24 protein-coding genes are annotated in these 24,408 nt (G+C 61.3%); 18 read left to right on the top strand and 6 right to left on the bottom strand.

Translation table 11 applies throughout. The annotated features are described in order from the left end of the window. Positions 1-19 precede the first annotated feature (19 nt). The 18 genes from recF to O4H53_RS06880 all read left to right on the top strand — a co-directional run bounded on the left by recF (position 20) and on the right by O4H53_RS06880 (position 17,114). Positions 20-1,114 (top strand): DNA replication/repair protein RecF, encoded by a 1,095-nt coding sequence (recF, locus tag O4H53_RS06965; protein ID WP_269362462.1) that lies wholly within the window; start codon positions 20-22, stop codon positions 1,112-1,114. Then, a complete protein-coding gene (locus O4H53_RS06960) occupies positions 1,114-1,734 on the top strand; it encodes a LysE family translocator (protein WP_269362460.1) in 621 nt (206 codons plus the stop codon). Before recF ends, O4H53_RS06960 begins: the two co-directional genes overlap by 1 nt. Positions 1,735-1,812: 78 nt before the next feature. Further along, positions 1,813-4,227, top strand: a complete 2,415-nt coding sequence (gyrB, locus tag O4H53_RS06955) for a DNA topoisomerase (ATP-hydrolyzing) subunit B (protein ID WP_269362458.1) — start codon at positions 1,813-1,815, stop codon at positions 4,225-4,227. Between the two features lie 322 nt (positions 4,228-4,549). Further along, on the top strand, positions 4,550-5,755 hold the full coding sequence (gene pcaF / locus O4H53_RS06950) for a 3-oxoadipyl-CoA thiolase (RefSeq protein ID WP_269362456.1): 1,206 nt from the start codon (positions 4,550-4,552) through the stop codon (positions 5,753-5,755). Between the two features lie 25 nt (positions 5,756-5,780). Next, positions 5,781-6,773 (top strand): 1,2-phenylacetyl-CoA epoxidase subunit PaaA, encoded by a 993-nt coding sequence (paaA, locus tag O4H53_RS06945; RefSeq protein WP_269362454.1) that lies wholly within the window; start codon positions 5,781-5,783, stop codon positions 6,771-6,773. A gap of 73 nt (positions 6,774-6,846) precedes the next feature. Further along, positions 6,847-7,191 (top strand): 1,2-phenylacetyl-CoA epoxidase subunit PaaB, encoded by a 345-nt coding sequence (gene paaB, locus O4H53_RS06940; RefSeq protein ID WP_082899434.1) that lies wholly within the window; start codon positions 6,847-6,849, stop codon positions 7,189-7,191. 29 nt (positions 7,192-7,220) lie between these two features. Next, complete coding sequence (gene paaC / locus O4H53_RS06935) at positions 7,221-7,943, top strand: 1,2-phenylacetyl-CoA epoxidase subunit PaaC (protein ID WP_269362719.1); 723 nt, start codon at positions 7,221-7,223, stop codon at positions 7,941-7,943. Next, the gene (paaD, locus tag O4H53_RS06930; protein ID WP_269362453.1) at positions 7,937-8,404 is read left to right on the top strand and encodes a 1,2-phenylacetyl-CoA epoxidase subunit PaaD; all 468 of its coding nucleotides are present in this window, start codon (positions 7,937-7,939) and stop codon (positions 8,402-8,404) included. The genes paaC and paaD overlap by 7 nt, the downstream gene beginning before the upstream one ends. Before the next feature lie 9 nt (positions 8,405-8,413). Next, positions 8,414-9,478: a 2Fe-2S iron-sulfur cluster-binding protein gene (locus O4H53_RS06925; protein ID WP_269362452.1), complete on the top strand. Its 1,065-nt coding sequence runs from the start codon at positions 8,414-8,416 to the stop codon at positions 9,476-9,478. Between the two features lie 9 nt (positions 9,479-9,487). Further along, positions 9,488-11,512, top strand: coding sequence for a phenylacetic acid degradation bifunctional protein PaaZ (gene paaZ, locus O4H53_RS06920; RefSeq protein ID WP_269362451.1), 2,025 nt, complete (start codon positions 9,488-9,490; stop codon positions 11,510-11,512). Then, positions 11,502-12,278, top strand: a complete 777-nt coding sequence (locus O4H53_RS06915; RefSeq protein WP_269362450.1) for a PaaX family transcriptional regulator C-terminal domain-containing protein — start codon at positions 11,502-11,504, stop codon at positions 12,276-12,278. The genes paaZ and O4H53_RS06915 overlap by 11 nt, the downstream gene beginning before the upstream one ends. A 66-nt stretch (positions 12,279-12,344) precedes the next feature. Continuing rightward, positions 12,345-12,959 (top strand): ribonuclease D, encoded by a 615-nt coding sequence (locus tag O4H53_RS06910; protein WP_269362449.1) that lies wholly within the window; start codon positions 12,345-12,347, stop codon positions 12,957-12,959. After that, positions 12,956-13,918, top strand: coding sequence for a KpsF/GutQ family sugar-phosphate isomerase (locus O4H53_RS06905; protein ID WP_269362448.1), 963 nt, complete (start codon positions 12,956-12,958; stop codon positions 13,916-13,918). The genes O4H53_RS06910 and O4H53_RS06905 overlap by 4 nt, the downstream gene beginning before the upstream one ends. A 29-nt stretch (positions 13,919-13,947) precedes the next feature. Continuing rightward, positions 13,948-14,532: an LPS export ABC transporter periplasmic protein LptC gene (lptC, locus tag O4H53_RS06900; RefSeq protein WP_269362447.1), complete on the top strand. Its 585-nt coding sequence runs from the start codon at positions 13,948-13,950 to the stop codon at positions 14,530-14,532. Between the two features lie 5 nt (positions 14,533-14,537). Then, positions 14,538-15,032, top strand: coding sequence for a lipopolysaccharide transport periplasmic protein LptA (lptA, locus tag O4H53_RS06895; RefSeq protein WP_443069518.1), 495 nt, complete (start codon positions 14,538-14,540; stop codon positions 15,030-15,032). Beyond that, positions 15,032-15,790 (top strand): LPS export ABC transporter ATP-binding protein, encoded by a 759-nt coding sequence (gene lptB, locus O4H53_RS06890; protein WP_269362444.1) that lies wholly within the window; start codon positions 15,032-15,034, stop codon positions 15,788-15,790. The genes lptA and lptB overlap by 1 nt, the downstream gene beginning before the upstream one ends. Before the next feature lie 250 nt (positions 15,791-16,040). Then, positions 16,041-16,604, top strand: a complete 564-nt coding sequence (hpf, locus tag O4H53_RS06885; RefSeq protein ID WP_269362442.1) for a ribosome hibernation-promoting factor, HPF/YfiA family — start codon at positions 16,041-16,043, stop codon at positions 16,602-16,604. Positions 16,605-16,649: 45 nt separating this feature from the next. Beyond that, positions 16,650-17,114 carry a PTS sugar transporter subunit IIA gene (locus O4H53_RS06880; protein ID WP_269362440.1) on the top strand — a complete coding sequence of 155 codons (465 nt, stop codon included), beginning with the start codon at positions 16,650-16,652 and terminating at the stop codon, positions 17,112-17,114. A gap of 7 nt (positions 17,115-17,121) precedes the next feature. Here O4H53_RS06880 and O4H53_RS06875 read toward each other — a convergent pair whose 3' ends face one another. The 6 genes from O4H53_RS06875 to galU form a co-directional block, all read right to left on the bottom strand. Then, entirely contained in the window at positions 17,122-18,549 is a 1,428-nt protein-coding gene (locus tag O4H53_RS06875; protein WP_269362437.1) for a nodulation protein NodH, read from the bottom strand. Between the two features lie 3 nt (positions 18,550-18,552). Further along, on the bottom strand, positions 18,553-20,250 hold the full coding sequence (locus O4H53_RS06870) for a DUF5927 domain-containing protein (RefSeq protein WP_269362435.1): 1,698 nt from the start codon (positions 20,248-20,250) through the stop codon (positions 18,553-18,555). Continuing rightward, positions 20,247-21,233, bottom strand: coding sequence for a glycosyltransferase family 2 protein (locus O4H53_RS06865; protein WP_269362717.1), 987 nt, complete (start codon positions 21,231-21,233; stop codon positions 20,247-20,249). The genes O4H53_RS06870 and O4H53_RS06865 overlap by 4 nt, the downstream gene beginning before the upstream one ends. A gap of 75 nt (positions 21,234-21,308) precedes the next feature. Continuing rightward, positions 21,309-22,490 (bottom strand): glycosyltransferase, encoded by a 1,182-nt coding sequence (locus O4H53_RS06860; RefSeq protein ID WP_269362434.1) that lies wholly within the window; start codon positions 22,488-22,490, stop codon positions 21,309-21,311. A gap of 10 nt (positions 22,491-22,500) precedes the next feature. Continuing rightward, positions 22,501-23,484, bottom strand: coding sequence for a UDP-glucose 4-epimerase GalE (galE, locus tag O4H53_RS06855; protein WP_269362432.1), 984 nt, complete (start codon positions 23,482-23,484; stop codon positions 22,501-22,503). Positions 23,485-23,504: 20 nt separating this feature from the next. Further along, positions 23,505-24,398, bottom strand: coding sequence for a UTP--glucose-1-phosphate uridylyltransferase GalU (gene galU / locus O4H53_RS06850; RefSeq protein WP_114274435.1), 894 nt, complete (start codon positions 24,396-24,398; stop codon positions 23,505-23,507). Positions 24,399-24,408 lie beyond the last annotated feature (10 nt).

The raw sequence follows: 24,408 nt of genomic DNA, 5'->3' as shown, positions 1-24,408 counted from the left end.
AAAATATCGGCGCTGACCCATGACCGGATTGTTCCTGTCCCAACTTACATTGTCCCACTTCCGGTCGCACCGGCGCAGCGTGATCGACTGCGACGCCCGCCCGGTGGCGCTGCACGGGCCAAACGGGGCGGGCAAGACCAACATTCTCGAAGCGGTCTCATTGTTCTCTCCCGGACGCGGCTTGCGCCGCTCCAGCGCGCAGGACATGACCCGCAGACCCGAGGCGCTGGGTTGGAAGGTCACCGGCATTCTGCACGCACAGCGTCAGGTGCATGAGGTCGAAATCTGGTCAGAAAACGGGGCCGCGCGCCAGACCCGGATAGATGCCAAGGCCACTGCCCAGAACACGCTGGGCCGGATTGCGCGGGTGCTCTGGCTGGTGCCGGCAATGGACAGGCTCTGGATCGAAGGCGCAGATGGCCGCAGGCGGTTCCTGGACCGCATGACGCTCAGCTTCCTGCCCGATCACGGGGACCAGACCCTGCGCTATGAAAAGGCGATGCGTGAACGCAACCGGCTGCTCAAGGATATGGTGCGCGAACCCTCCTGGTATCTGGCCCTGGAAAACGCCATGGCCGAAGCGGGTGCCGCGATCCACGCCAACAGGCTGAACGCGCTGCAGGCCATCGCCCAGGCCCAGGAACAGGCCGAAACCGCATTTCCCACCGCCACGCTGGAACTGCTCTGCGACATGCCCGACACCGCAGAGGGCCTGCGCCAGGCATTGGCCGACAACCGGATGCGCGACCTCACCGCCGGACGCACCCTGATCGGCCCCCACCGCGCGGACCTGAATGGCGTCTATGCAGCCAAGGATGTCCCGGCCAGGGATTGCTCCACCGGAGAGCAGAAGGCACTGCTCGTCTCGCTCATCCTCGCCAATGCCCGCGCCCTCGCAGCCGACTTTGGCGCGCCGCCCCTGCTGCTGCTGGACGAAGTCGCAGCCCACCTCGATACAACCCGCCAGGCGGCCCTGTATGACGAGATCACCGCACTGGGATCACAAGCCTGGATGACGGGAACCGGGGTGGAACTGTTCACGGAACTCGGCGACCGTGCCCAGATTCTGGAAGTGACAGAGGTCGACGGCGTGTCAGCGGTCAGGAGACCATGATGACCATCCCTTATTACGACCTCCTGCTTTATGCCGGTGCGATGGTGGCGCTGTTTGTCACCCCCGGCCCGGTCATGGTGGCGATGATGGCGCGGGCGATGTCGGGCGGCTTTCGCGCGGCCTGGCCGCTGGCCCTGGGGGTGTCGATCGGTGATCTGCTCTGGCCGCTGGTGGCTGCGCTGGGGATTACCTGGATTCTCGCGGTATTCGATGTCTTCATGGTCGTCCTGCGCGCTGTGGCCTGCCTTGTCTTTCTGGTGATGGGCTTCCTGCTGATCCGCCACCGGGATGCCGCACCGGACCGCGACAGCCGCCTGACACGGCCTGGCATGTGGGCCGGGTTTGTCGCCGGGGTCATCGCGATCCTGGGCAATCCCAAAGCGGTGCTTTTCTATGTCGGCGTCCTGCCGGGCTTCTTCGACCTGCGCAATGTCACCTGGCAGGACCTGGCTGCAATCGTCGCGATTTCGGTCGTCGTGCCCCTGATAGGCAACCTGACCCTGGCCGCATTCGTCAGTCATATCCGAAGCCTTCTGACCAATCCCCGCACCCTGCGCCGGATCAATGTGGTATCCGGTTCGCTGCTGATCTGCGTGGGCCTTTTGATCCCGTTGATCTGACACAAAATCTTGTGTCAGGCGCGTGACATTCTTCGCTGAAAACACTATAAATCGGGCAAAAGAAAAAGGTTTTCCTGAATGTCCGAAACTGAGCAGATGCCGGAAGAATACGGCGCGAATTCCATCAAGGTTCTCAAAGGCTTGGAGGCGGTTCGAAAGCGTCCCGGCATGTACATCGGGGATACCGATGACGGCTCTGGTCTGCACCACATGGTCTACGAGGTCGTGGACAACGGCATTGACGAGGCGCTGGCCGGTCACGCGGACGCCGTGACCGTCACGATCCACGACGATTCCTCCGTTTCCGTCAGCGACAATGGCCGCGGGATTCCCGTCGGCATCCACGAGGGCGAAGGCGTGTCGGCGGCCGAAGTCATCATGACCCAGCTGCACGCAGGCGGCAAATTCGACAGCAATTCCTACAAGGTGTCGGGCGGCCTGCACGGCGTGGGTGTGTCGGTGGTCAACGCGCTTTCCGACTGGCTGGAATTGCGGATCTGGCGCGAGGGCAAGGAACATGTGGCCCGCTTTGAGGGCGGCTTCACCAAGGAGCATCTCAGCGTGGTTGGCCCCACCGACCGCACCGGCACCGAAGTCCGCTTCATGGCGTCGACCAGCACCTTCTCCAACCTCGAATACAGCTTTGAAACGCTGGAAAAACGCCTGCGCGAACTGGCCTTTCTGAACTCCGGCGTGCGGATCATCCTGCGCGACGAACGGCCTGTGGAAACCCTGCAGACGGAGCTGTTTTACGAAGGTGGCGTGAAAGAGTTCGTGAAGTACCTGGACCGGCACAAGTCGTCCGTCATGCCCGAACCGATCTTCATCACCGGCGAAAAGGACGACATCGGCGTCGAAGTCGCGATGTGGTGGAACGACAGCTATCACGAGAACGTCCTGCCCTTTACCAACAACATCCCTCAGCGCGATGGCGGCACCCATATGGCGGGCTTTCGCGGCGCCCTGACCCGGACCATTAACAACTACGCCCAGTCCAGCGGCATCGCGAAGAAGGAAAAGATCAACTTCACCGGTGATGACGCCCGTGAAGGGCTGACCTGTGTCTTGTCCGTCAAGGTGCCGGACCCCAAGTTCAGCAGCCAGACCAAGGACAAGCTGGTCTCTTCCGAGGTGCGCCCCGCCGTCGAAGGGCTGGTGAACGAAAAGCTGGCCGAATGGTTCGAGGAGAACCCGAACGAGGCCAAGATCGTCGTTGGCAAGATCATCGAGGCCGCCCATGCCCGCGAGGCGGCGCGCAAGGCGCGCGACCTCACCCGCCGCAAGACCGCGATGGACGTGAATTTCCTGGCCGGCAAGCTCAAGGACTGCTCCGAGAAAGATCCTTCCAAGACCGAAGTCTTCCTTGTCGAGGGTGACAGCGCCGGCGGATCGGCCCAGACCGGCCGCGACCGGCAGACCCAGGCGATCCTGCCGCTCAAGGGCAAGATCCTCAACGTGGAACGTGCCCGTTTCGACCGGATGCTGGGCAGCCAGGAGATTGGCAACCTGGTCATGGCGCTCGGCACCGGGATCGGACGCGATGAATTCAACCTGAGCAAGCTGCGCTACCACAAGATCGTCATCATGACCGACGCCGACGTGGACGGCGCGCATATCCGCACCCTGCTGCTGACATTCTTCTACCGCCAGATGCCCGAACTGATCGAACATGGTCATCTCTACATCGCCCAGCCACCGCTTTACAAAGTGTCGCGCGGCAAGTCCGAGGTCTACCTCAAGGACCAGGCAGCGATGGAGGAATACCTGATCGAACAGGGCATCGAGGGGGCTATGCTGCGTCAGGGCAACGGTGAGGAAATCATCGGTCAGGACCTCGCCCGGGTGGTCGATCTGGCACGCCAGATGCGCCGCGTTCTCGAAGCCTTCCCGACACATTATCCACGCCATATCGTGGAACAGGCTGCCATCGCCGGTGCCTTCGTTCCCGGCGCGGTGGACCGCGATCTGCAAGGGGTGGCGGACAAGGTCGCCAAACGTCTGGACCTGATCGCGCTGGAATACGAACGCGGCTGGCAAGGCCGCATCACCCAGGACCACGGCATCAAACTGGCCCGTATCCTGCGCGGCGTCGAAGAAGTGCGGACACTGGACGGCAAGATGCTCCGCTCTGGCGAGGCCAGGAAATCCGGCACCTTCACCGAACACCTGCAGGATGTCTATGACCTGCCGGCCACACTGGTGCGCAAGGACCGCTCGCAACTGATCCATGGCCCGATGGACCTGCTGGAAGCGATCCTGGCCGAAGGTGAAAAGGGCCTGTCCCTGCAGCGCTACAAAGGGCTGGGTGAAATGAACCCGGACCAGCTTTGGGAAACCACCCTGGATCCGGAGGCGCGCACCCTTCTGCGCGTCAAGGTCGAGGATATGGCAGAGGCCGACGATCTGTTTACCAAACTGATGGGCGACGTCGTCGAACCGCGCCGCGAGTTCATCCAGCAAAATGCATTGAGCGTCGAAAACCTCGACTTCTGAGCTGTTGTCAGGGAAGCGGTTCCGTCGTGACCCTGACACCCCAACTCTGTCTTGTGACCGGTGCCGCTTGCGGCGGCTTTATCAATGGCCTGTCCGGCACCGGAAACGCACTTTTTCAGCTGACTTTCCCCCCAATCGTCCCGGACCCTGTGACAGCGGTGACCATCGTTGCGCTGATATCGGTCCTCGCAGGCCTTCAGGGCCCGTGTCAGGACGTCCAGATCCAATATGTTACTTAATTCTCATGATATGACCAAACAAGTAACATTTACCTTGTTCCGAATCGCAACCAGAGTTAAAATCAACCAAAGAGGAGAACTACATGCAGGCTTTCATCTGCGACGCGCAACGCACGGCAATTGGCCGCTTCGGTGGCGCACTGGCATCCGTCCGCGCTGACGATCTGGCTGCGGCCCCCATCGCGGCACTGATGGCGCGCAATCCGGATGTGGATTGGTCGCGCGTCGATGACGTGATCATGGGCTGCGCCAACCAGGCTGGCGAAGACAACCGGAACGTGGCGCGTATGGCCGCCTTGCTGGCGGGGCTGCCCGTCGACGTTCCGGGCGCAACCATCAACCGGCTCTGCGCCTCCGGCATGGACGCCGTTGGCTCTGCCGCGCGTGCAATCCGCGCGGGCGACATCGATCTTGCCATCGCCGGTGGCGTCGAAAGCATGACGCGCGCGCCCTTCGTGATGCCCAAGGCAGAAACCGCTTTTTCACGCAGCAACGCTGTCTATGACACGACCATCGGCTGGCGCTTCGTCAACCCGAAGATGAAGTCGCAATATGGTGTCGACTCGATGCCCGAAACCGCCGACAATGTCGCTGCCGACCATGACGTCAGCCGTGCCGACCAGGATGCATTTGCCCTGCGCAGCCAGGAACGCTGGGCTGCTGCAGATGCCGCTGGCGTCTTTGCCGATGAAATCACGCCGGTCACGATCCCCCAGCGCAAGGGTGACCCGATTGTCGTGGACCGCGACGAACATCCGCGTCCCCAGACCACCGCAGAAGCCCTGGGCAAGCTGCGCGCGATCAACGGGCCGGATCTGACCGTGACCGCCGGCAACGCCTCTGGCGTCAATGACGGTGCCGCGGCGTTGCTGATTGCATCCGAACAGGCCACCAGGGATCACAACCTGACGCCGATCGCCCGTGTCGTCGCCATGTCCGCCGCCGGTGTGGAACCGCGCGTCATGGGCATTGGCCCGATCCCCGCCTGCAAAAAGGTGCTGGCCCGCGCCGGGCTGACCATCGACCAGATGGATGTGATCGAACTGAACGAGGCTTTTGCCTCCCAGGGGCTCGCCACCCTGCGCGCCCTCGGCGTGGCGGACGACGCGCCGCATGTGAACGCCAATGGCGGGGCCATCGCCATCGGTCATCCCCTGGGCATGTCCGGTGCGCGCCTTGTGATGACCGCTGCCTTGCAACTGAAACGCACGGGCGGACGTTATGCCCTGTGTACCATGTGTGTGGGCGTTGGTCAGGGTGTCGCCCTGATCCTCGAACGCACAAGCTGAATGTTAACCTGAAAGGACGGATTCTATGTATGCACAGATGATCAAGTCTACCGGTGAAGGCGTCAAATCCCTTGACGATATGGAACCGGATGAACGCGCCTTTCAGGAACGCATCAACGCGGGCGGCAAGATCGAGCCGAAGGACTGGATGCCGGAAGGCTATCGCAAGAACCTGATCCGCCAGATCGGCCAGCACGCCCATTCCGAAATCGTCGGCCAGTTGCCCGAGGGCAACTGGATCACCCGCGCCCCGACGCTGGAGCGCAAGGCGATCCTGCTGGCCAAGGTTCAGGATGAGGCCGGTCACGGCCTCTACCTCTATTGCGCGGCGGAAACGCTGGGCGTGACCCGCGACCAGCTGACCCGCGACCTGTTGTCGGGCAAGATGAAGTATTCGTCGATCTTCAACTATCCGACCCTGACATGGGCCGACATGGGCGCCGTCGGCTGGCTGGTCGATGGTGCCGCGATCATGAACCAGGTGCCGCTGCAGCGCACATCATACGGGCCCTACGCCCGCGCTATGGTGCGGATCTGCAAGGAGGAATCCTTTCACCAGCGCCAGGGCTTCGACATCATGATGAAGATGGCCAGGGGCACCGAGGCACAGCGCAAGATGGCACAGGATGCGCTGAACCGGTTCTGGTATCCATCACTGATGATGTTCGGCCCCTCGGATGCGGAATCGGTGCATTCCGCGCAATCCATGGCCTGGAAGATCAAGATGAACTCCAACGACGAGCTGCGCCAGAAATTCGTCGATCAGACCGCGCCGCAGGCCGAATACCTGGGCCTCACGATTCCCGACGAGAACCTGAAGTTCAACGAAGAAACCGGGCATTACGAATTCTCCGAACCCGACTGGGACGAATTCTTTGACGTGCTCAAGGGCAATGGCCCCTGCAACACCGAACGGCTGGAAGCCCGCAACCGCGCCTGGGACGAAGGCCGCTGGGTGCGCGAAGGCCTGCTCGCCCACGCTGAAAAGAAACGCAAAACCGCCATCGCGGCGGAGTGACCAATTCCTTGAAAGGAATTGGTCAAAAGTTTTCGAAAACTTTTGACGCCACCCCTGACAGGAGGACGCCCAGATGAGCAGCCCCGAATCCAGTCCCTATTCCGACACCGATGCCGCGCCCCACGGCAAGGCACGGGCAACCGAATGGCCGCTTTGGGAAATCTTCATCCGCGGCCAGCACGGGTTGAGCCACAGGCATGTGGGCAGCCTTCACGCCGCCGATGCAGAGGGCGCAATTAAGAACGCGCGCGACGTTTACACACGCCGCAACGAGGGTGTCAGCATCTGGGCCGTCCCGGCCAGCGCCATTGCCGCCTCTTCCCCGGAAGAGAAAGGCGCGCTTTATGAACCGGCGAACGACAAGGTCTATCGTCACCCGACGTTCTTTGACATTCCAGACGAAGTGGGGGCGATGTGAGCAACGCCCTCTTTGAATATCTCTGCCGGATGGGCGACAACACCCTGGTCCTGGGGCATCGCATCTCTGAATGGTGCGGCGTTGCACCCGTGCTTGAGGAAGATATCGCGCTGGCCAACACGGCGCTGGATCTGATCGGGCAGACGCAGCTTTGGCTCGGGCTGGCGGGCGAGGTCGAGGACAAGGACCGCGATGCCGACCGCCTCGCCTTTCACCGGGATGTCTGGGATTTCCGCAATCTGCTGCTGGTCGAACAGCCCAACGGTGACTTTGGTCGCACCATGATGCGCCAGTTCCTGTTCGACGGCTGGCATCTGGCGCAACTCAAGGGGCTGATGGGTTCCAGCAACGACCAGGTTGCGGCGATTGCAGAGAAATCCGTGAAGGAAGTCACCTATCACCTTGAGCGGGCCACCGATACGGTGATCGGCCTGGGCGACGGGACCGAAGAAAGCCACAAGCGGATGCAGGCCGCGCTGGACCGGCTCTATCCTTTTGTGGGCGAAATGTTCATCGCGGACGCGGTGGACAAGGAGATGGTCAGCGCGGGCATCGCACCCGATCCGGCATCACTGCGCCCCGGTTACGACGCGATGCTTGATGCCGTCCTGGCCGAGGCGACATTGCAGAAACCGGCAGACGATTTTGCCCACAAGGGCGGGAAATCAGGCGCGCGGCATACCGAGCATCTGGGCCATATGCTGACCCAGATGCAATGGCTGCAGCGGGCCTACCCGGATGCCACATGGTAACCGAAAAACCCTCGTTAGAGACTGTTTGGTCCTGGCTTTCTGCCGTGCCGGACCCGGAAATCCCGGTGATTTCCCTGACCGATCTGGGCATCATCCGAGATGTGCAATGGCGGGACGACACACTTGAGGTCACGGTGACACCGACCTATTCCGGCTGCCCGGCCACCAGCATCATCAATCTGGACATAGAAACCGCCCTGCGCGCGAAGGGAATCGAGAAACTGACGCTGAAGCGGCAGCTTTCTCCGGCCTGGACCACCGACTGGCTGACCGACACGGGCAAGGCCAGGCTGGAGGAATACGGCATCGCCCCGCCCCGGCCCGCCGGTGGCCCGCAACACTGCCCGCGCTGCAAATCGACCCAGGTGGAAAAGATCAGCCAGTTCGGGTCCACCCCCTGCAAGGCGCAATGGCGCTGCCAGTCCTGTCTTGAACCCTTCGACTATTTCAAATGTATCTGAGGCACTGACATGAGCCAGTTTCACCCCGTAACAGTGACTGATATCCACCACACGATCCGTGATGCCGTGGTGCTGACGCTGGAGCCGGAAAACCCCGACGCCTTTGCCTTTACCCAGGGCCAGTACCTGACCTTCAAGCAGGATTTCGACGGCACCGAACTGCGCCGCAACTATTCGATCTGCGCCGGTCTGGACGACGGCAAGTTGCAGGTGGGGATCAAGAAGGTGGATGGCGGTGCCTTTTCCACCTTTGCCAATGAGACTCTCAAGGTCGGCGATACGCTGCATGTCATGCCGCCGCAGGGCAAGTTTTTCACTGCGTTAGAGCCTGATCGCGCCAAGAATTACCTCGGCTTTGCCGGTGGGTCCGGCATCACGCCGGTCTTGTCGATCCTCAAGACCGTGCTGAAACGTGAACCGAAATCCACCTTCACGCTGGTCTATGCCAACCGCGCGGTGAACACGATCATGTTCCGCGAGGAGCTGGAAGACCTCAAGAACCGTTACATGGGGCGGTTGACCATCATCCACATGCTGGAATCCGGGCAGGACATCGACCTGTTCACCGGCCGCGTGGATCAGGAAAAATGCACACGCCTATTCAAGCAATGGATCGACGTTGACAGCATCGACACCGCCTTCATCTGCGGCCCCGAACCGATGATGCTGGCCATTGCCGACAGCCTGAAAGGCCACGGGTTAGAGCATGATCAGATCAAGTTCGAACTGTTCAGCGAAAGCCAGCAGGGCCAGCTTGCCAAAAAGGAGATGGCCAAGCGCAGCGAGGGTCAGAAGGGCACCGAGATCACCGTGATCATCGAAGGGGCCGAGCGCAGCTTTACCATGCAGAAGGGTCAATCCGTGCTGGAAGCCGCGCTGGAGAACGGGCAGGATGCGCCGTTTTCCTGCAAGGCCGGTGTCTGTTCCACCTGCATGGGCAAGGTCCTTGAAGGCGAGGTCGAGATGATCAGCAACCACGCGCTTGAGGATTATGAGGTGGAGCGCGGTTATGTGCTGACCTGCCAGTCCTACCCGCTGAGCGACAAGCTCGTCATCGACTATGACACACATTAAGGAGCCGATATGCTCGACGTTTCCAGTTACGCCGCCGGACAATGGATCGTACCGGGGGCCGGCGCCCGCACCATCGCCAGCGCCATCACCGGCGATGTGATCGCCCATGCCGGAAACGACGCGCTGGATGTGCAGGCCATGCTGTCCTACGCCCGCGACATCGGCGGGCCCGCGCTGCGCAAGATGACGTTCCATGACCGCGCGCGGATGCTGAAGGCACTGGCGGGCTATCTGAACGACGGCAAGCAGGCGCTCTACGACCTCAGCTACGACACCGGCGCCACGCTGTCGGATCACAGGATCGACGTGGATGGCGGGATTGGCACGATGATGGTCTTTGCCGCCAAGGGGCGGCGCGAGATGCCGGATGCGCAGGTCTATCTGGACGGTCCGCCCGAACAACTGGGGCGCGGCGGGCAGTTCTTTGGCCGCCATATCTGCACACCGTTGCAGGGTGTCGCGGTGCATATCAACGCCTTCAACTTCCCGGTCTGGGGGATGCTGGAGAAGCTGGCGCCGACCCTGCTGGCCGGGGTGCCCGCCATCGTGAAGCCCGCCACCGCCACCTGCTATGTGACAGAGGCCTGCGTGCGCATGATGCTGGACAGCGGCCTGCTGCCAAAGGGGGCCTTGCAACTGGTCACTGGCGGTCTTGGCGACATGCTGGATCATCTCGACTGCCAGGATGCGGTCGCCTTTACCGGATCCGCCGACACCGCGCTCAAGCTGCGCGGCAATCCCCGGCTGATGCAGAATTCCGTGCGCTTCGCCTCGGAACAGGACAGCCTGAACGCCAGCGTCCTGGGCCCCGATGCCACACCCGGCACGCCGGAATTCGATCTCTTCGTCAAGGAAGTGCAGCGCGAGATGACCGCGAAGGCGGGTCAGAAATGCACGGCGATCCGGCGCATCATGGTCCCGAATGCCTTGATAGAGCCTGTTATCGCGGCCATCAGCGAAAGACTGGGCAAGATCGCCATCGGGGATCCCCGGCTTGACTCCACCGGTATGGGCGCGCTGGTTTCCGCCAGCCAGAAACGCGATGTGCTGGAAAAAGCCGCCACCATCGGCGCAGAGGCCGAGCGCGTGTTTGGCAACCCCGACGACTTCGCGGTCGAAGGCGCAGACCGGGACAAGGGCGCATTCCTGCCGCCCATGTTGTTCCACTGCGCCGATCCCGACAGCGCGGTCAGGGTGCATGACACCGAAGCCTTCGGCCCGGTTTCGACAATCATGCCTTACCGCGATCTGCCCCATGCGGTCCAGCTTCTGAACAAGGGCAAGGGATCGCTTGTTGCATCCGTCATCACCAATGACGGCGATGTCGCGCGCGAGATCACGCTGGGGGCCGCTGCCTTCCACGGGCGGCTCTACTTCAACAACCGCGCTTCGATGAAAGAGGCGACCGGTCACGGCGCACCCCTGCCCCACATGGTTCACGGCGGCCCCGGCCGCGCAGGCGGTGGCGAAGAGCTGGGCGGCATCCGTGGCGTCATGCATTACATGCAGCGTACCGCCGTGCAGGGCAGCCCCGACATCCTGACCGCCATCGGTCAGCAATGGGTGCCCGGAGCGACTGAGATTTCGGACCGGGCCCATCCCTTCACCAGGACATTTGATCAGCTTGATCTGGGCGAGACCTTCAATTCGCCTGCCCGCACCGTGACACTGGACGATATCGAGACATTTGCCCATTTCACCGGCGATACCTTCTATGCCCATATGGACGACGAAGCCGCCAGGGCGAACCCTTTCTTTCCGGGCCGCGTGGCACATGGCTACCTGTTGCTCAGCTTTGCCGCGGGGCTGTTCGTTCAGCCCGATCCGGGGCCGGTTCTGGCCAACACCGGTCTGGACAACCTGCGTTTCATGGAACCCGTGGCGGCAGGCGACAGCATCAAGGTGCGCCTGAGTGTCAAGCACAAGACACCGCGCAACGACGACTATGGAGAGGTGCGCTGGCATGTTACCCTCACCAATCAAAACGACAAACCCGTTGCCGAATATGAACTGCTGACCATGAATGCGTACTGAGAATTTCATCACGCTGACGGCCCCCCTGCGCGCCGTTGGCGGCGGGCGGGTGTGGTCCCTGATGATCAGTCTCTTCGGTGATCTGGCGCAGGAGCAGGGAACCGCCATCGACGGTCCGGTGCTGTCCGCGATGATGACCCTGCTTGAGGTCAAGCCCGAAGCCGCCCGCGTTGCCCTGCATCGGTTGCGCAACGATGGTTGGGTGAGTTCCGACAAGGTCGGGCGCATCAGCCGCCACAGCCTGACCGAAAAAGGACGTGCGGAAAGCGCGGCGGCCACCCCGCGCATCTATTCCACTCCCGACGACGGATCCGGCGGCTGGCAACTGGTCCTGCTGGAAACGGCCGAGGATCAGACCGTTGCGCGCATGGGCCACCTGGGCTTTACCCCGCTCGCGCCGCGCCTTTTCGTGGGGCCTGCCGATGCAGTCTCGCCCCCCGGCGCGCTGAGCCTTCCTGGCACCACCGCACCGGACTGGCTGCGCGCGCAGCTTCACGCAGAGCCGCTGGTCACCGCCTATGCCAATCTGGCCCGAACCCTGAAAAAGCTGGCAGCAGACCTGCCGGAAAGCGACACGATGACCCCGTTGCAGATTGCCGTGCTCAGGGGATTGATCGTGCACAACTGGCGGCGCCTGGTCCTGAAAAACCCGCCACTGCCCCTGATTCTGACGGACCCCGACGGACCGGCACGGCAATCTCATCTGATGGTCGCCGATCTTCTGGCCCGTTTCCCCCGCCCGTCCCTGCGTGATCTGACCACCTGATCCGCCACCAGCAGGCCGGAACGCAACGCGCTTTCCCCAGAAGCGCAGGCAGGATATAGCGTCTGCATGACAAACACACTCCATCAGAACGATCTGCCTGATGACCTGGATCTTGGACCGGTTGTCGCCATCGACTGCGAGACAATGGGCCTGAACCCGCACCGCGACAGGCTCTGCGTGGTGCAGCTTTCTGCAGGGGACGGCAACGCCCACCTGGTCCAGATTACCAAAGGGCAGACCGAGGCACCGAACCTCTGCAAACTCCTGCAAGACCCTGAGGTGCTGAAGCTGTTTCATTTTGGCCGTTTCGACATTGCCGCCATGATGAATGCCTTTGGCGTCCTGACGGCGCCGGTCTATTGCACCAAGATCGCCAGCCGTCTTGTGCGCACCTACACCGACCGGCACGGGCTGGCAAAACTGCTTCAGGAGCTGCTGGGCATCGACATTTCCAAGCAACAGCAATCCAGCGACTGGGGCGCTGCCAAACTGACCAACGCGCAGCTTGACTATGCCGCATCCGACGTCCTGTACCTGCATCAGCTGCGTGACCGGCTGGATGAGATGCTGGAACGTGAGGGCCGGATGGATATTGCGCAGGCCTGCTTTGATTTTCTGCCCTCGCGCGCAAAGCTCGATCTGCAGGGCTGGCCAGACACGGACATCTTTGCACACATATGACAACACCCTTTCTGGATACCGCACGCCGGGTGATCCGCGCCGAATCCGCCGCGCTTGAAACCCTCGCCGACAGCCTCGATGACCGTTTTCGCGTCGCCATCGACATGATGCGCGCCTGCAAGGGCCGCGTGATTGTCACCGGCATCGGAAAATCCGGCCATATCGCCAAGAAGATCGCGGCGACCCTGGCCAGCACCGGCACGCCAGCCCAATTCGTCCACCCGGCCGAGGCCAGCCATGGCGACCTGGGCATGATCACTGCCGCTGACGTCGTGCTCGCGATCTCGAACTCCGGCGAAGCGCCGGAGCTTGGCAACCTCATTGCCTATTCGCGGCGCTTCGACATTCCGCTGATCGGCATGACCAGCCGCCCCGAGAGCGCATTGGGCAGCCAGTCGGACGTGATACTGGCATTGCCGCAACTGGGCGAAGCCTGTGGCACCGGGGCGGTGCCGACGATTTCCACGACCATGACACTGGCACTGGGCGATGCGCTGGCGGTCGCCCTGATGGAAAACCGCGCCTTCACCGCCGAACATTTCCGCAACTTTCATCCCGGCGGCAAACTGGGCGCACAGTTCAGCCGGGTGCGGGACCTCATGCACAGCGGTGACGCCCTGCCGCTGGTACATGAAGACGTGGATATGTCCCGCGCATTGGCAGAGATCGGCAGCAAGGCCTTTGGCGTCACCGGCGTTTCCGACGACGAGGGGCGGATCATCGGCATCATCACAACAGGGGACCTGGGCCGCCACATGGAAGGGATGATGGCACTGAAAGCCCGCGACGTCATGACACGCAATCCCATCACCGTCGGTCCGGACGACCTGGCCGAACGCGCCGTCGGCATCATGAACGCCCGCAAGATCACCTGCCTGCTGGTGGTGGAGCCGGCCGCGCCGGACATCCTCATCGGCCTGCTGCACATCCACGACTGCCTGCGCGTCGGGCTGGGTTGAACACCATGCAGGCCGACCGCCATTCGCGCATGGTATCCTTGCTCAAGGTGCTGTTTCCGCTTCTGGCACTGGCGCTGTTGTCGACCCTCTTCCTGCTGTCCCGCGTCATCGACCCGGAAACGGCGATACCCTTTGCCGACAAGGAAATTCAGGATCGCCTGCGCGACCAGCAGGTGACCGGCCCCTTCTTTTCCGGTGCCACCGCCAACGGCGATCTGATTTCCTTTTCCGCGGAAAAGCTGACCACCCCGCAGAACGAGGTCGGCGCGAACCGTGCCGAGGATGTGCGGGTGGTCATGGATCTGCACGGCGGCACCACCCTGACGCTTCAGGCCAATGTCGCCCATTTCGAAATGCCCAAAGACCGTGCTGATCTTGAGGGCAACGTGGTGATCGAAACCTCCAACAACTACATGATTGAAAGTGACCGGCTGACCACCCAGATGACCAATCTGGATGTCAGGTCCCCCGGGCCGGTCCAGGCACAAACCCCGATAGGCACTCTCAATGCGGGAAGCATGGTCATCAGTACCTCAAACGAGGGAGAAGCCACCCAATTGATTTTCAAAAACGGCGTGAAACTGATATACGACCCCAAACTGGTAGAAGAGTGACCCACGTGAACCATCTAAGATCCCTGTTGCTGCCCGTCTTTCTGATCGTGTTTGCCGGGCCGCTTCTGGCACAGGGGGCCAGCGTCGCCTTTGGCACCATCCGACAGGACACCAAACAACCGGTGGAAGTGACCGCCGACAACCTCTCCGTGGATCAGGAGACCGGGACCGCGATCTTTACCGGGAACGTGATGATCGGTCAGGGCGATCTGCGCCTGTCCGCCGCCCGCGTCCTGGTGGTCTACCGCAATCAGAACAAGGGCATTGCGCGGCTGGAAGCGACTGGCGGCGTCACGCTGGTATCCGGCCCGGACGCCGCTGAATCGGAGCGGGCGGATTACAACATCGACACCGGCACCATCGTGATGACGGGCAACGTGCTGCTGGCACAGGGCCCCAGCGCGCTTTCCGCCGACAAGATGAGCGTTCGGCTTTCGGACGGCACCGCACAGATGTCCGGCCGGGTGCGCACCATCCTGCAGACAGGTAGCGACAACTGATGGCATCCCCTGACCTGAAGGTCGCGGAAGGCAGTTCCGGCCTTAAGATAGATCACCTGCGCAAATCCTACCGGAAAAAGACGGTGATCCGGGATTTCTCGATGCACCTGAACCGGGGCGAAGTTGTTGCCCTGCTGGGGCCGAATGGTTCGGGCAAGACCACGACATTCTACGCCGTTGCCGGGCTGGTCACACCCGAAGGCGGCAGTGTCACCGTGGATGGCAAGGACGTGACCCTGCTGCCCATGTACCGTCGCGCGCAGCTTGGCATCGGTTACCTGCCGCAGGAGATGAGCATCTTTCGCGGCCTCAGCGTGCAGGACAACATCGCCGCGATTCTCGACATCGCCGTGCCGCACCGTCACAAGCGGCGCGAACGGCTTGAGGAACTGCTGTCGGAGTTCTCCATCGAGCACCTGCGCCGCGCGCCGGCATTGGCCCTGTCGGGCGGGGAACGCCGCCGGGTCGAGATTGCCCGCTGCCTGGCCGCAAACCCCAAGTACCTTCTGCTTGATGAACCTTTTGCCGGGGTTGATCCGATTTCCGTCGGCGACATCCGGTTGCTGGTCGCGGATCTGAAAACACGGGGCATCGGCGTTCTGATCACCGACCATAACGTCCGGGAAACGCTCGAAATCGTGGACCGTGCCTATATTCTGCACGAAGGCAAGGTGCTGATGTCCGGCAGCCCCGACGAGGTGGTGCAGAACGAAAACGTGCGACGTGTTTATCTTGGCGAGAATTTTCGGATTTCCTAAAATTTCGCAAACTTCAGGCAGCGATATTCGGCTGGCGCAGATGGGATCACCATTGACTTTGCAGCGCATTCTTGGCCTCATGAAGACATGGCAACACTGCGTTCCTGTTTGAGACTGCACCGGCCTTCACGCCAAGGCACGGTCAAGAACTACCTGGACGCACGGCCATTTTTCCGCATTTGAACATCATCTTGCCCCACTCTGGTGGTCCGCTTGGCGTTGTTCAAACAAGAGATAACAAGGAGAACCTATGCGGTACCAAATCAGCGGCAAACAGATCGACATCGGCGAAGCATTACAAACCCACGTTCAGGAGGAATTGGGCGCGGCGGTCGGGAAATATGCACAACGTCCGACGGACGCACAGGTCATTTTTTCAAAGTCGGGACACGAGTTTGTCTGTGAGGCGACCGTCCACCTTTCCACCGGGCTGACCGCATCGGCCAAGGCGCACAGCACCGAAATCTATGGCGCCTTCGATGCCTGCAGCGAAAAGATGGAAAAGCAGCTGCGCCGCTACAAACGCCGCCTGAAAGATCACCACCAAGACCGTGCCGTACCGGTTGAACTCTTCGGTGCCTCCTCGTATATCCTTGCCTCTACAAGCGATTCTGACGCGCAGGAACCCGATACCCTCCAACCCATGATCATCGCGGAAATGCAGACCAAGATCGCAACCTTGTCTGTCGGCGAAGCTGTCATGCAGATGGAACTCGCGGGGGCGCCAGTGTTGGTGTTTCGCAAAGAGGGCAAAGAGGGACTGAACGTCGTGTATCGCCGCGAAGATGGCAACATCGGCTGGATTGATCCCTGAAAAAGGTGCTCGGGGTAACCCGTTCAAGAGAGCAGGACAAACCGAATGGAACTTGCAAAACTACTCAAGCCGGAAGCGGTTAAAGTCGTTAACGCTGCCTCCAGCAAGAAGCGGCTGATGCAGGATCTCGGCGACCTGGTTGAATCTGTCTATGGCTTCAAATCAGGCATTGTCGTTGATGCCCTGATGGCAAGAGAAGCTCTGGGACCAACGGGTGTGGGCCACGGTGTGGCCCTGCCCCATGCCCGGCTTGACGGATTGGAATCGGTGGTGGGCGCATTCATCCTTCTGGATCGGCCTGTCGATTTCTCATCCGTTGACCGGCAGCCGGTGGACATCGCCTTTGCACTCTTTGCCCCCGAAGAAGCGGGCGTCGAGCACCTCAAGGCGCTTGCTCTGGTGTCGCGCACCCTTCGCAACCAGACGATATGCAGCAAACTGCGCGCGAACCCGGACCCCGCAACGCTATACACCATCCTGATCGAAGAACCCTCGGTTCAGGCCGCCTGACCGCCCGCTATCTCCAGGCGGAAAAGCCGAAGGTTATATAGTCGCGCTGATAGGCCTGCGCGCCAAGTTTTTCAATTTCATCGTCATAGATCGCATCCAGCGTGAACGGCTGATCGGCATCCGGCAAGGGTGGCGGCGGCGCGTCTGCAATCCCGACCGAAGCCGCCAGCGCAGCCAGGTCCTGCACCATGTCCTCTTCGCGGATGATCCGGTCAGGCAGGCACAGCTCCCCGAATCCCTGGATCGCCTGTGCCTGCGAGCACCACGCCGCATCCACCCGAATGGCCGTCTGACCCGCGAGGTTCCCCTTGAGCCAGACCAGAAAGGCCGCAAAGGCAGCGCGGTGTTCCGCAAGGCCATAGCCTGCATCCGGCCCCTCGGCGGGCAGCGGCATGTTATAGCGGCGCATCATGGTCTTGCGCAGCTGCACAAAACTGCCCTTCTCCGTCGTCAGAATGTGACGACAGAAGGCATCATGCGCCCGTGCCAGCGGGTGCCGTATCACGGTAAAGCTGCGGTGGCCGGGATGATCGCGCTTCCATTCACGCAGCTCTTTCTGCGTCATCTTGGAGCGGAGCGCGCCCCGCCCGACACCGTCCAATGCCGCCAGCCACTGCAAGATCTCCACCCGCGGTGCAGAGCGCAGAGGCAGATACAGCAGCGGCGCCTGCGCGGCGGCAAAATAGGACGGCACATTGGGCCCCCGCCGCGGTTCGAAATTCGGAGTACGGGTCAGATCGAAACGGTCGAGCCGGGACAGCGCCGCCGTCATCTCGTCGTAGTTGCGGACCTTCGCCGAGATCGGGCTCGGGTTTTGCTTTTTCAGATTGCTGTCCAGCGCGTCCAGCGTCTCATCCACCCCCAGGTAGCGCGCCAGCCCGTTCATCACCCCGACGCTTTGCAGATCGTCATAGGCGACATAGAAAGCCGTCTGCCCGCTGACCTGCAGCCTGTTCAGCAAAGTCACCTGAAACGCCTGCAACGCCTCAAGATGCGCCTCGAATTCGCGCGCGTCAAAGACCGCCTGCGCCGTCTTCTGCGCCTTGACGTCGGTCAGCTTCCACTGCCCTGTCTCCTGCGCAATCTTCCAGCTGACATAGCTGTCCACCGGGTTGCGGGTCAGGATGATCTTGGCGCATTTCGGATCGTCCATGATCGCATCGAAAACGCGTGGATCATGATCGTGGAAATACCGGAAACCGCTGAGCCGCGCCGTGTTTCCGCGCATGGCTTTCAACAGCAGATGCGGATCCCGGTCGCGGGTTTTCTGATCAATCCCCAGGATCGGTTCATTGTGCGGGTAGCCCAGAAAATGCGGGTTGAACGCCTCCCCATGACAGGAGATACCGCCAAAGGCATTCAGGTTGGTTTCCAGAAAATTCGACCCCGTGCGCATCTCTGCAAACACGACAAAGCTGTGGAATTTCTCGGCCATGTCTTACTGTACCAGATAGGGTTTGCGCTGGGTTTTCTGATTTGACGCGACACCGCGCTCGGCCGGAAAATCGCCCATCAGATAGGGGTGCATCCCCTGGTTCTTCAGGTTTTGCAGGAACTGGCCGAAACCACTCAGATCAACCATCTTGGGGGCTTCGGACAGGCGGCGCAATTTGGTGCGCCCGATCTCATCCAGTATCCCCTGCAAAGGCTCCATCGGTGCCTCGATGAATTCCGCCATGGTCCAGATGCGCACGCGGGCCTTGGAATAGGGCGACCGCAGGATATCCATATGTTCGCTTTCGACCTTTTGCAGATGCGCGGCAATTGTGCGGATCTTTGCAAAATCCAGGTTGGACCGGAACAACGGCACCGCCCAGGCCCCGGTGATAACGGAAACCTGCGCGTTCGGGTCCTTTGCCACCCGCCAGTTGATATCCTGGTTGTCTGCCGGGCCGAATTGGAAACACTGCCGCTCACCCCGGGTGTTCCAGATCAGATTGGTCAGGAACGCCTTGCTGTTGTAATCGCGCAGCGTCGCGGATTGCGACAAGGCCCCGTTGATGGCTGTCTGCCCGTCCGCGTAATGCACACCATCCGCGGCAAACAGATGGCCATGCACCCGCGCGCCGGTTGCCTTGGCCAGCCAGGGTTCGAAATTCTCGAACAATTCGGCAAAGCCCTGGAACATCGAATAAGGTGCCGCCGTGACACCGTTTTCCCAGTCTTCGTTGGGAAAGCGGCTTTGCATATACAGACCCGACCGCCCGCGCGTCCGCCGCTCCACCGCCTTGGAGAAGATCCTGTCGATCTTGCCGGGGTTCGGCTCCGTCTTTTTCATGGCACCCGCAACATCGGTCAGAAATGCCTCGTACAGGCGGTCGGCATAGGGCCAGATCTTGCGCGCGACAAAGCAGTCTGACCGCCGCAGCAATTGCAGGTGGTCGTCGTAGAAAATATGCGGCTTACCCTGAAAATCGAACTTGGACAGCGTCAGGGAACGGCTTTCGATCTTCTCGGAATACAGCCGTGAAAGCGTTTGGAAATAGGATTCGTCCGGAATCCAGACATGTCTGAAGAACCGGTCGTATGCGGGTCTTTCCGGGTCCTGCAGGATCGCGGACAGCGTGCGGCGTGACAGGCACCACCATTGCGAGCCCATATGCGGCACGATCCCATGCGGCATCTTGCGTTTGAGCCCGAGAAAGCGCTGTACCGCCACCGCCTTGTCAAAGAAATAGCGCCGCTTTTTCCAGGAGAACGGAAAATGCATGGTAAACCGCTCTTCGTCCAGCCCGCCCACGGTCCAGGGCACATCGGCTGTTGTCGCGCTTTCGATGAAATCGGTGTTGGGGCGTTCGTCCAGATAATCAATCAGCTCCTGCACCGGACGCAGCGGCAGACAGGACCCGGACGCCAGGTAGACATGTTTGATCTCCGGATAGCTGGCCAGCAGCTGTTCCGACGCGCTTTGCGATGCGGCGACAATGCCCCAGGTGCCCCATTCGCACCGGTAGCGGGTGCTGAAGGAGACATCCTTCCGGTCAGCCATCGCATTGACAAAGGCATCATAGGTCCGCCGCGGAACGCCCTTGTCGACATGGATCACAACGGGGCAGCCTGCCGCCGACCAGTGGCGCGCCACCTGCTCGGCCCGGCCCAGTGCGGTATGCACCAACATGACAATCCCGACCGTCATGCCCAGTTTCCCTTCGACATCAGGCCGAGAATCTCAAGCTGTCGCCAGTTGATGTAACGTTCTGACCATTTGCACCAAAGCTGCGGGTCGTGCTTCAGCCGGTCGGCATAGGCCTTGTATTCGACGGAACCGGCATAGTGCTGCGACCGCTCCAGCTCCTCGGCGGCCTTGGCACCGAAAGTGTCAATGAACTTGGCATGCAGCAACACGCCCGATGCCTTTTCACCACCCCATTCGTCATAGACCTGGTTCAGCCCGCGCGGCAGCAGCATGTGGGTGGAGCTGACATAGGTATAGCGTTTGTCCCATTTCACCAATGGCACCTTGTTCAGGGCTGGTGCCTTTGCCGGCGCGTCGGGGAAGAAGACACGCGCACGCGGCCCCCCCTGAATCCACAGGTTGGTGAACAGGTGATTGCGCGAAATGGTGTAATTGCCGCTGTCGAACCAGGTGGCAATCTCGATCGGGTTCTGACCCGCCTGATAGGGCTGCTCGTCCAGCCGCCCCTTGGGGTACATATCCAGCAACATCGCAGAGAACGACTTGATCGAAGAGGCATCCAGCCAGTCCGTCAGGGCCCGCAGCGGGCGGGTATCGCAGAACGGATAGACCAGGAATTCATCGGGATCGACGGTCAGCGCCCAATGCCCATGGGCGTATTTGCGGGCCAGCCAGTTCAGCCAATCCACACCGAAACGGGCGCGTTTGTAGCTTGCCGTCGTGCTCCACACCGAAACATCCGGCTGATCCGCAAGATAGTCGAGGGATCCATCGGTGCTGTCATTGTCGACAAAGAAGAAATGGCCGATGCCCATTTCCCGGTAGTAATCCAGAAAATAGGGCAGCCGGATACCTTCGTTCCGCTGGGTGCAGAACAACAGCAGATCGTCGGGCCGGATTTGTCCGGTCCGATTTGCGACCCGCTTGAGTTCGCGACGTTTGCGCAGGGCACGGACACGCCATCGCTTCCGCTGCACCCTCAGCCAATATGACTGCAAAACACCCAATAACCGCCCTCTACCTTGCCGATATGGCCGCGTTTCTAGGCGCTACCATCTCTAACTTAACACGGTCTTGAAGTGTTTGTCCCAATCAGGGCCAACAAACGAAATCTTCCTTCCCGCGCCTACCGGCATCTCTGCCCACTGGTTAAGCATATCCAGCCACAAATACCGATCCGAAACCGACGCGTAAACGGCATTCTCCCCCAAAAATTCGCGTAATACCTCCAGATCGTTGCATAAAACCCGCGATCCGAGCTGTACCGCCTCCAGTGGCGGCAGACCAAAACCTTCCGCAAGACTTGGAAACAGCGCGCCCGCAGACCCCTGAACAAGGGCTGCAAGCGCCTTGTCTTCCAGGCCGGGCAGCTCCCGAACCGGGTGGCCCATGGGCAGGGCATCAAGGCGCGCGAACAAGGCCTCGTTGTTCCAGCCCCTGCTGCCACACAGCAGCAGCGGCGGCGCGGCGGGGCCCAATTCCTCCCACAGGTCGAGCAGGAATGCATGGTTCTTGCGCGGCTCCAACGTGCCGACAGTCACGAAATAGGGTCCCTCGGGCGGCAATCCCGCCGGCAGCGCCGTTACATCCGGGCGCGGCAGATCCGTGCCAAGGTAGGCCACAACCCCCGGCGGCACCCGCCCCATCGCGTCAAGATACCTTTCCGTCCGGTCCCGGGTGTCGTTTGAATTATAGATGATCCTGTCGGCCCGCGCGCTGACCCGGCGCAGCTTGGCCTCAAAGGTTTTCACACTACCCGCGCGCTGGAATGCAGGATATTCCAGCGGAATCACGTCATGAATCAGCACATGGACAGTACCGCCCGCGGCTTTGACGGCCTCCAGGACGCGCTCCGTCAGATTGCTGTGCCCGGTGTTGAAATAGTCAAAACCCCCAGGAAAATGCCGCCGCAACATGCCCGGCAGGGCCGACCGCCAGGACCGCGCCAGGGCAAGCCGCCGCAGATCGCTTTCCGCCCGCCGGACCGCATCCGGCCGCGACCGACCCAGCCGGGACAGGATACCGCTGCGGCCCCAGGGCCTGCGCCCTTCCAGCCGGGCGAGGAAACCTTCCAGCCCCTCCCGGTCCAGCAGTACATAGCCCAGCGCGGTGCGCGCCAGACCGAAACAGGGAGAGTCTTCTTGCAGGAAACGGCGCAGATACGCCTGTTCGACACGGTCCACACCCGTCGCGACCCGGCCTGCCCGCCGCAATGAGCGGGTCAGGTCCAGCAGCCGCACAGGGGCAGTATTATGTATCGTAATGGCCAGTTTGGTGCCATCTCCACGCGTCGGTGATCATTTGCCTGAGCGTGGACCGATGCGGTTTCCAGCCCAGTTCCGTCTCTGCCCGCTGTGAACCTGACACCAGCTTGGTGCAATCCCCCGCACGGCGCGGCCCTTCGACATGGGGCACCTCGTGGTTGGTCACCTCGCGGCTGTGGGTCAGCACCTCACGCACCGAAAACCCCGACCCGGTGCCAAGGTTGAACACCCGGCTGCCTTTGCCATCTTCGAGCCATTTCAGACCCAGAACATGCGCATCGACCAGATCGCAGACATGCACATAGTCGCGGATGCAGGTGCCATCGGGCGTATCGTAATCGGTGCCATGGATCGTCAACGCATCGCGCTTGCCCGCAATCGCATCCAGCATCAGCGGCACCAGATGCGTCTCCGGCCGGTGGAATTCCCCGACTTCGCCATCCGGGTCCGCCCCGGCCACGTTGAAATAGCGAAAGATCACATGGCGCAGACCATCGGAAGCTTCGAAATCGCGCAGAATATCCTCGATCGCACGTTTCGACGCGCCATAGGCGTTCAGCGGGTATTGGGCCGAATTTTCATCCAGCACCACATTGTCCTGATCGCCATAGGTGGCGCAGGTCGAGGAGAATACAAAATCCTTGCAGCCCGCCGCCACTGCCGCCTCGATCAAGGTCAGCGATCCCGAGACATTGTTGCGCCAGTATCTGCCGGGCTGGGCCATCGCCTCGCCCACCTGGCTCAGCGCCGCGAAATGCATCACCGCAACCGGCGCATATGTCGCAAACACCGCGTCCAGACGCGCCCGGTCCAGCAGATCGCCCCGTTCGAACGGGCCGAACTTGACCGCATCCTGCCAGCCGGTTTCGAGGTTGTCATAGGTAACGGGCGTATATCCCGCATCCCGCAGCGCCTTGCAGGCATGCGACCCGATATAGCCCGCACCGCCTGTCACCAGAACATTGCTCATGTCTTTCCTTTCCGGTGCGGCTATTGCGCGGCCTTGTCCACCTGCATGATGCTGCTGAGGTAGGAATGCAGATCGTCGCGCAGCTCTTCACGGGCAAGGCCAAAGGCGACGGTCGCCTGCAGGAACCCTGATTTGGAGCCGCAATCGAACCGCTGACCCCGGAAACGATAGCCGTAAACCGCATTGCCCTGCTCAATGTCGCGGGCAATCGCATCTGTCAGTTGAATTTCGCCACCGGACCCGGATTTCAACTGGTTCAGATTGCGCAGCACCGATGGCTCAAGGATATAGCGCCCGATCACCGCGAGGTTGGAGGGCGAATCCTCCGCCTTGGGCTTCTCCACCATGCCCTTGACCTTGACCATGTGGCCCATGTCTTCGGATACATCGAGCATCCCGTAAGACGACGCGCGCTCCGGCTCCACCTCCATCGCGGCGACCATGTTGCCGCCGGTTTCCGCATAGGCTTCGACCATCTGCTGCAGGCAGGGCTTTTCCGCCGCGATCACGTCATCGGGCAACATCACCGCAAAGGGCTCGTTCCCGATCAGCCGCCGCGCGCACCACACCGCATGACCCAGCCCCAACGCCTTGTGCTGGCGGATATATGCAATCGCGCCGCTTTCCATGTTGGTGTCCTGAAGGGCCTGCAACAGGTCTTCCTTGCCCTTCTTGCGCAGCTCCTGTTCCAGCTGCGGCGCGTGGTCAAAGTAATCCTCCAGCGCACCCTTGCCACGGGATGTGACAAAGATGAATTCCTTGATCCCGGCGGCCCGCGCCTCGTCGATGGCATATTGCACCAGCGGCCGGTCCACGAGGGTCATGATTTCCTTTGGTACCGATTTGGTTGCCGGCAAGAACCGGGTTCCGAGGCCCGCGACGGGGAAAATTGCTTTTGTGACCTTTTTACGCATCTTGATCCTA

It is taken from the genome of Sulfitobacter sp. G21635-S1, assembly GCF_027213915.1.
GTDB lineage: Bacteria > Pseudomonadota > Alphaproteobacteria > Rhodobacterales > Rhodobacteraceae > Sulfitobacter.
This window is presented reverse-complemented; position numbering and strand designations above follow the sequence as displayed.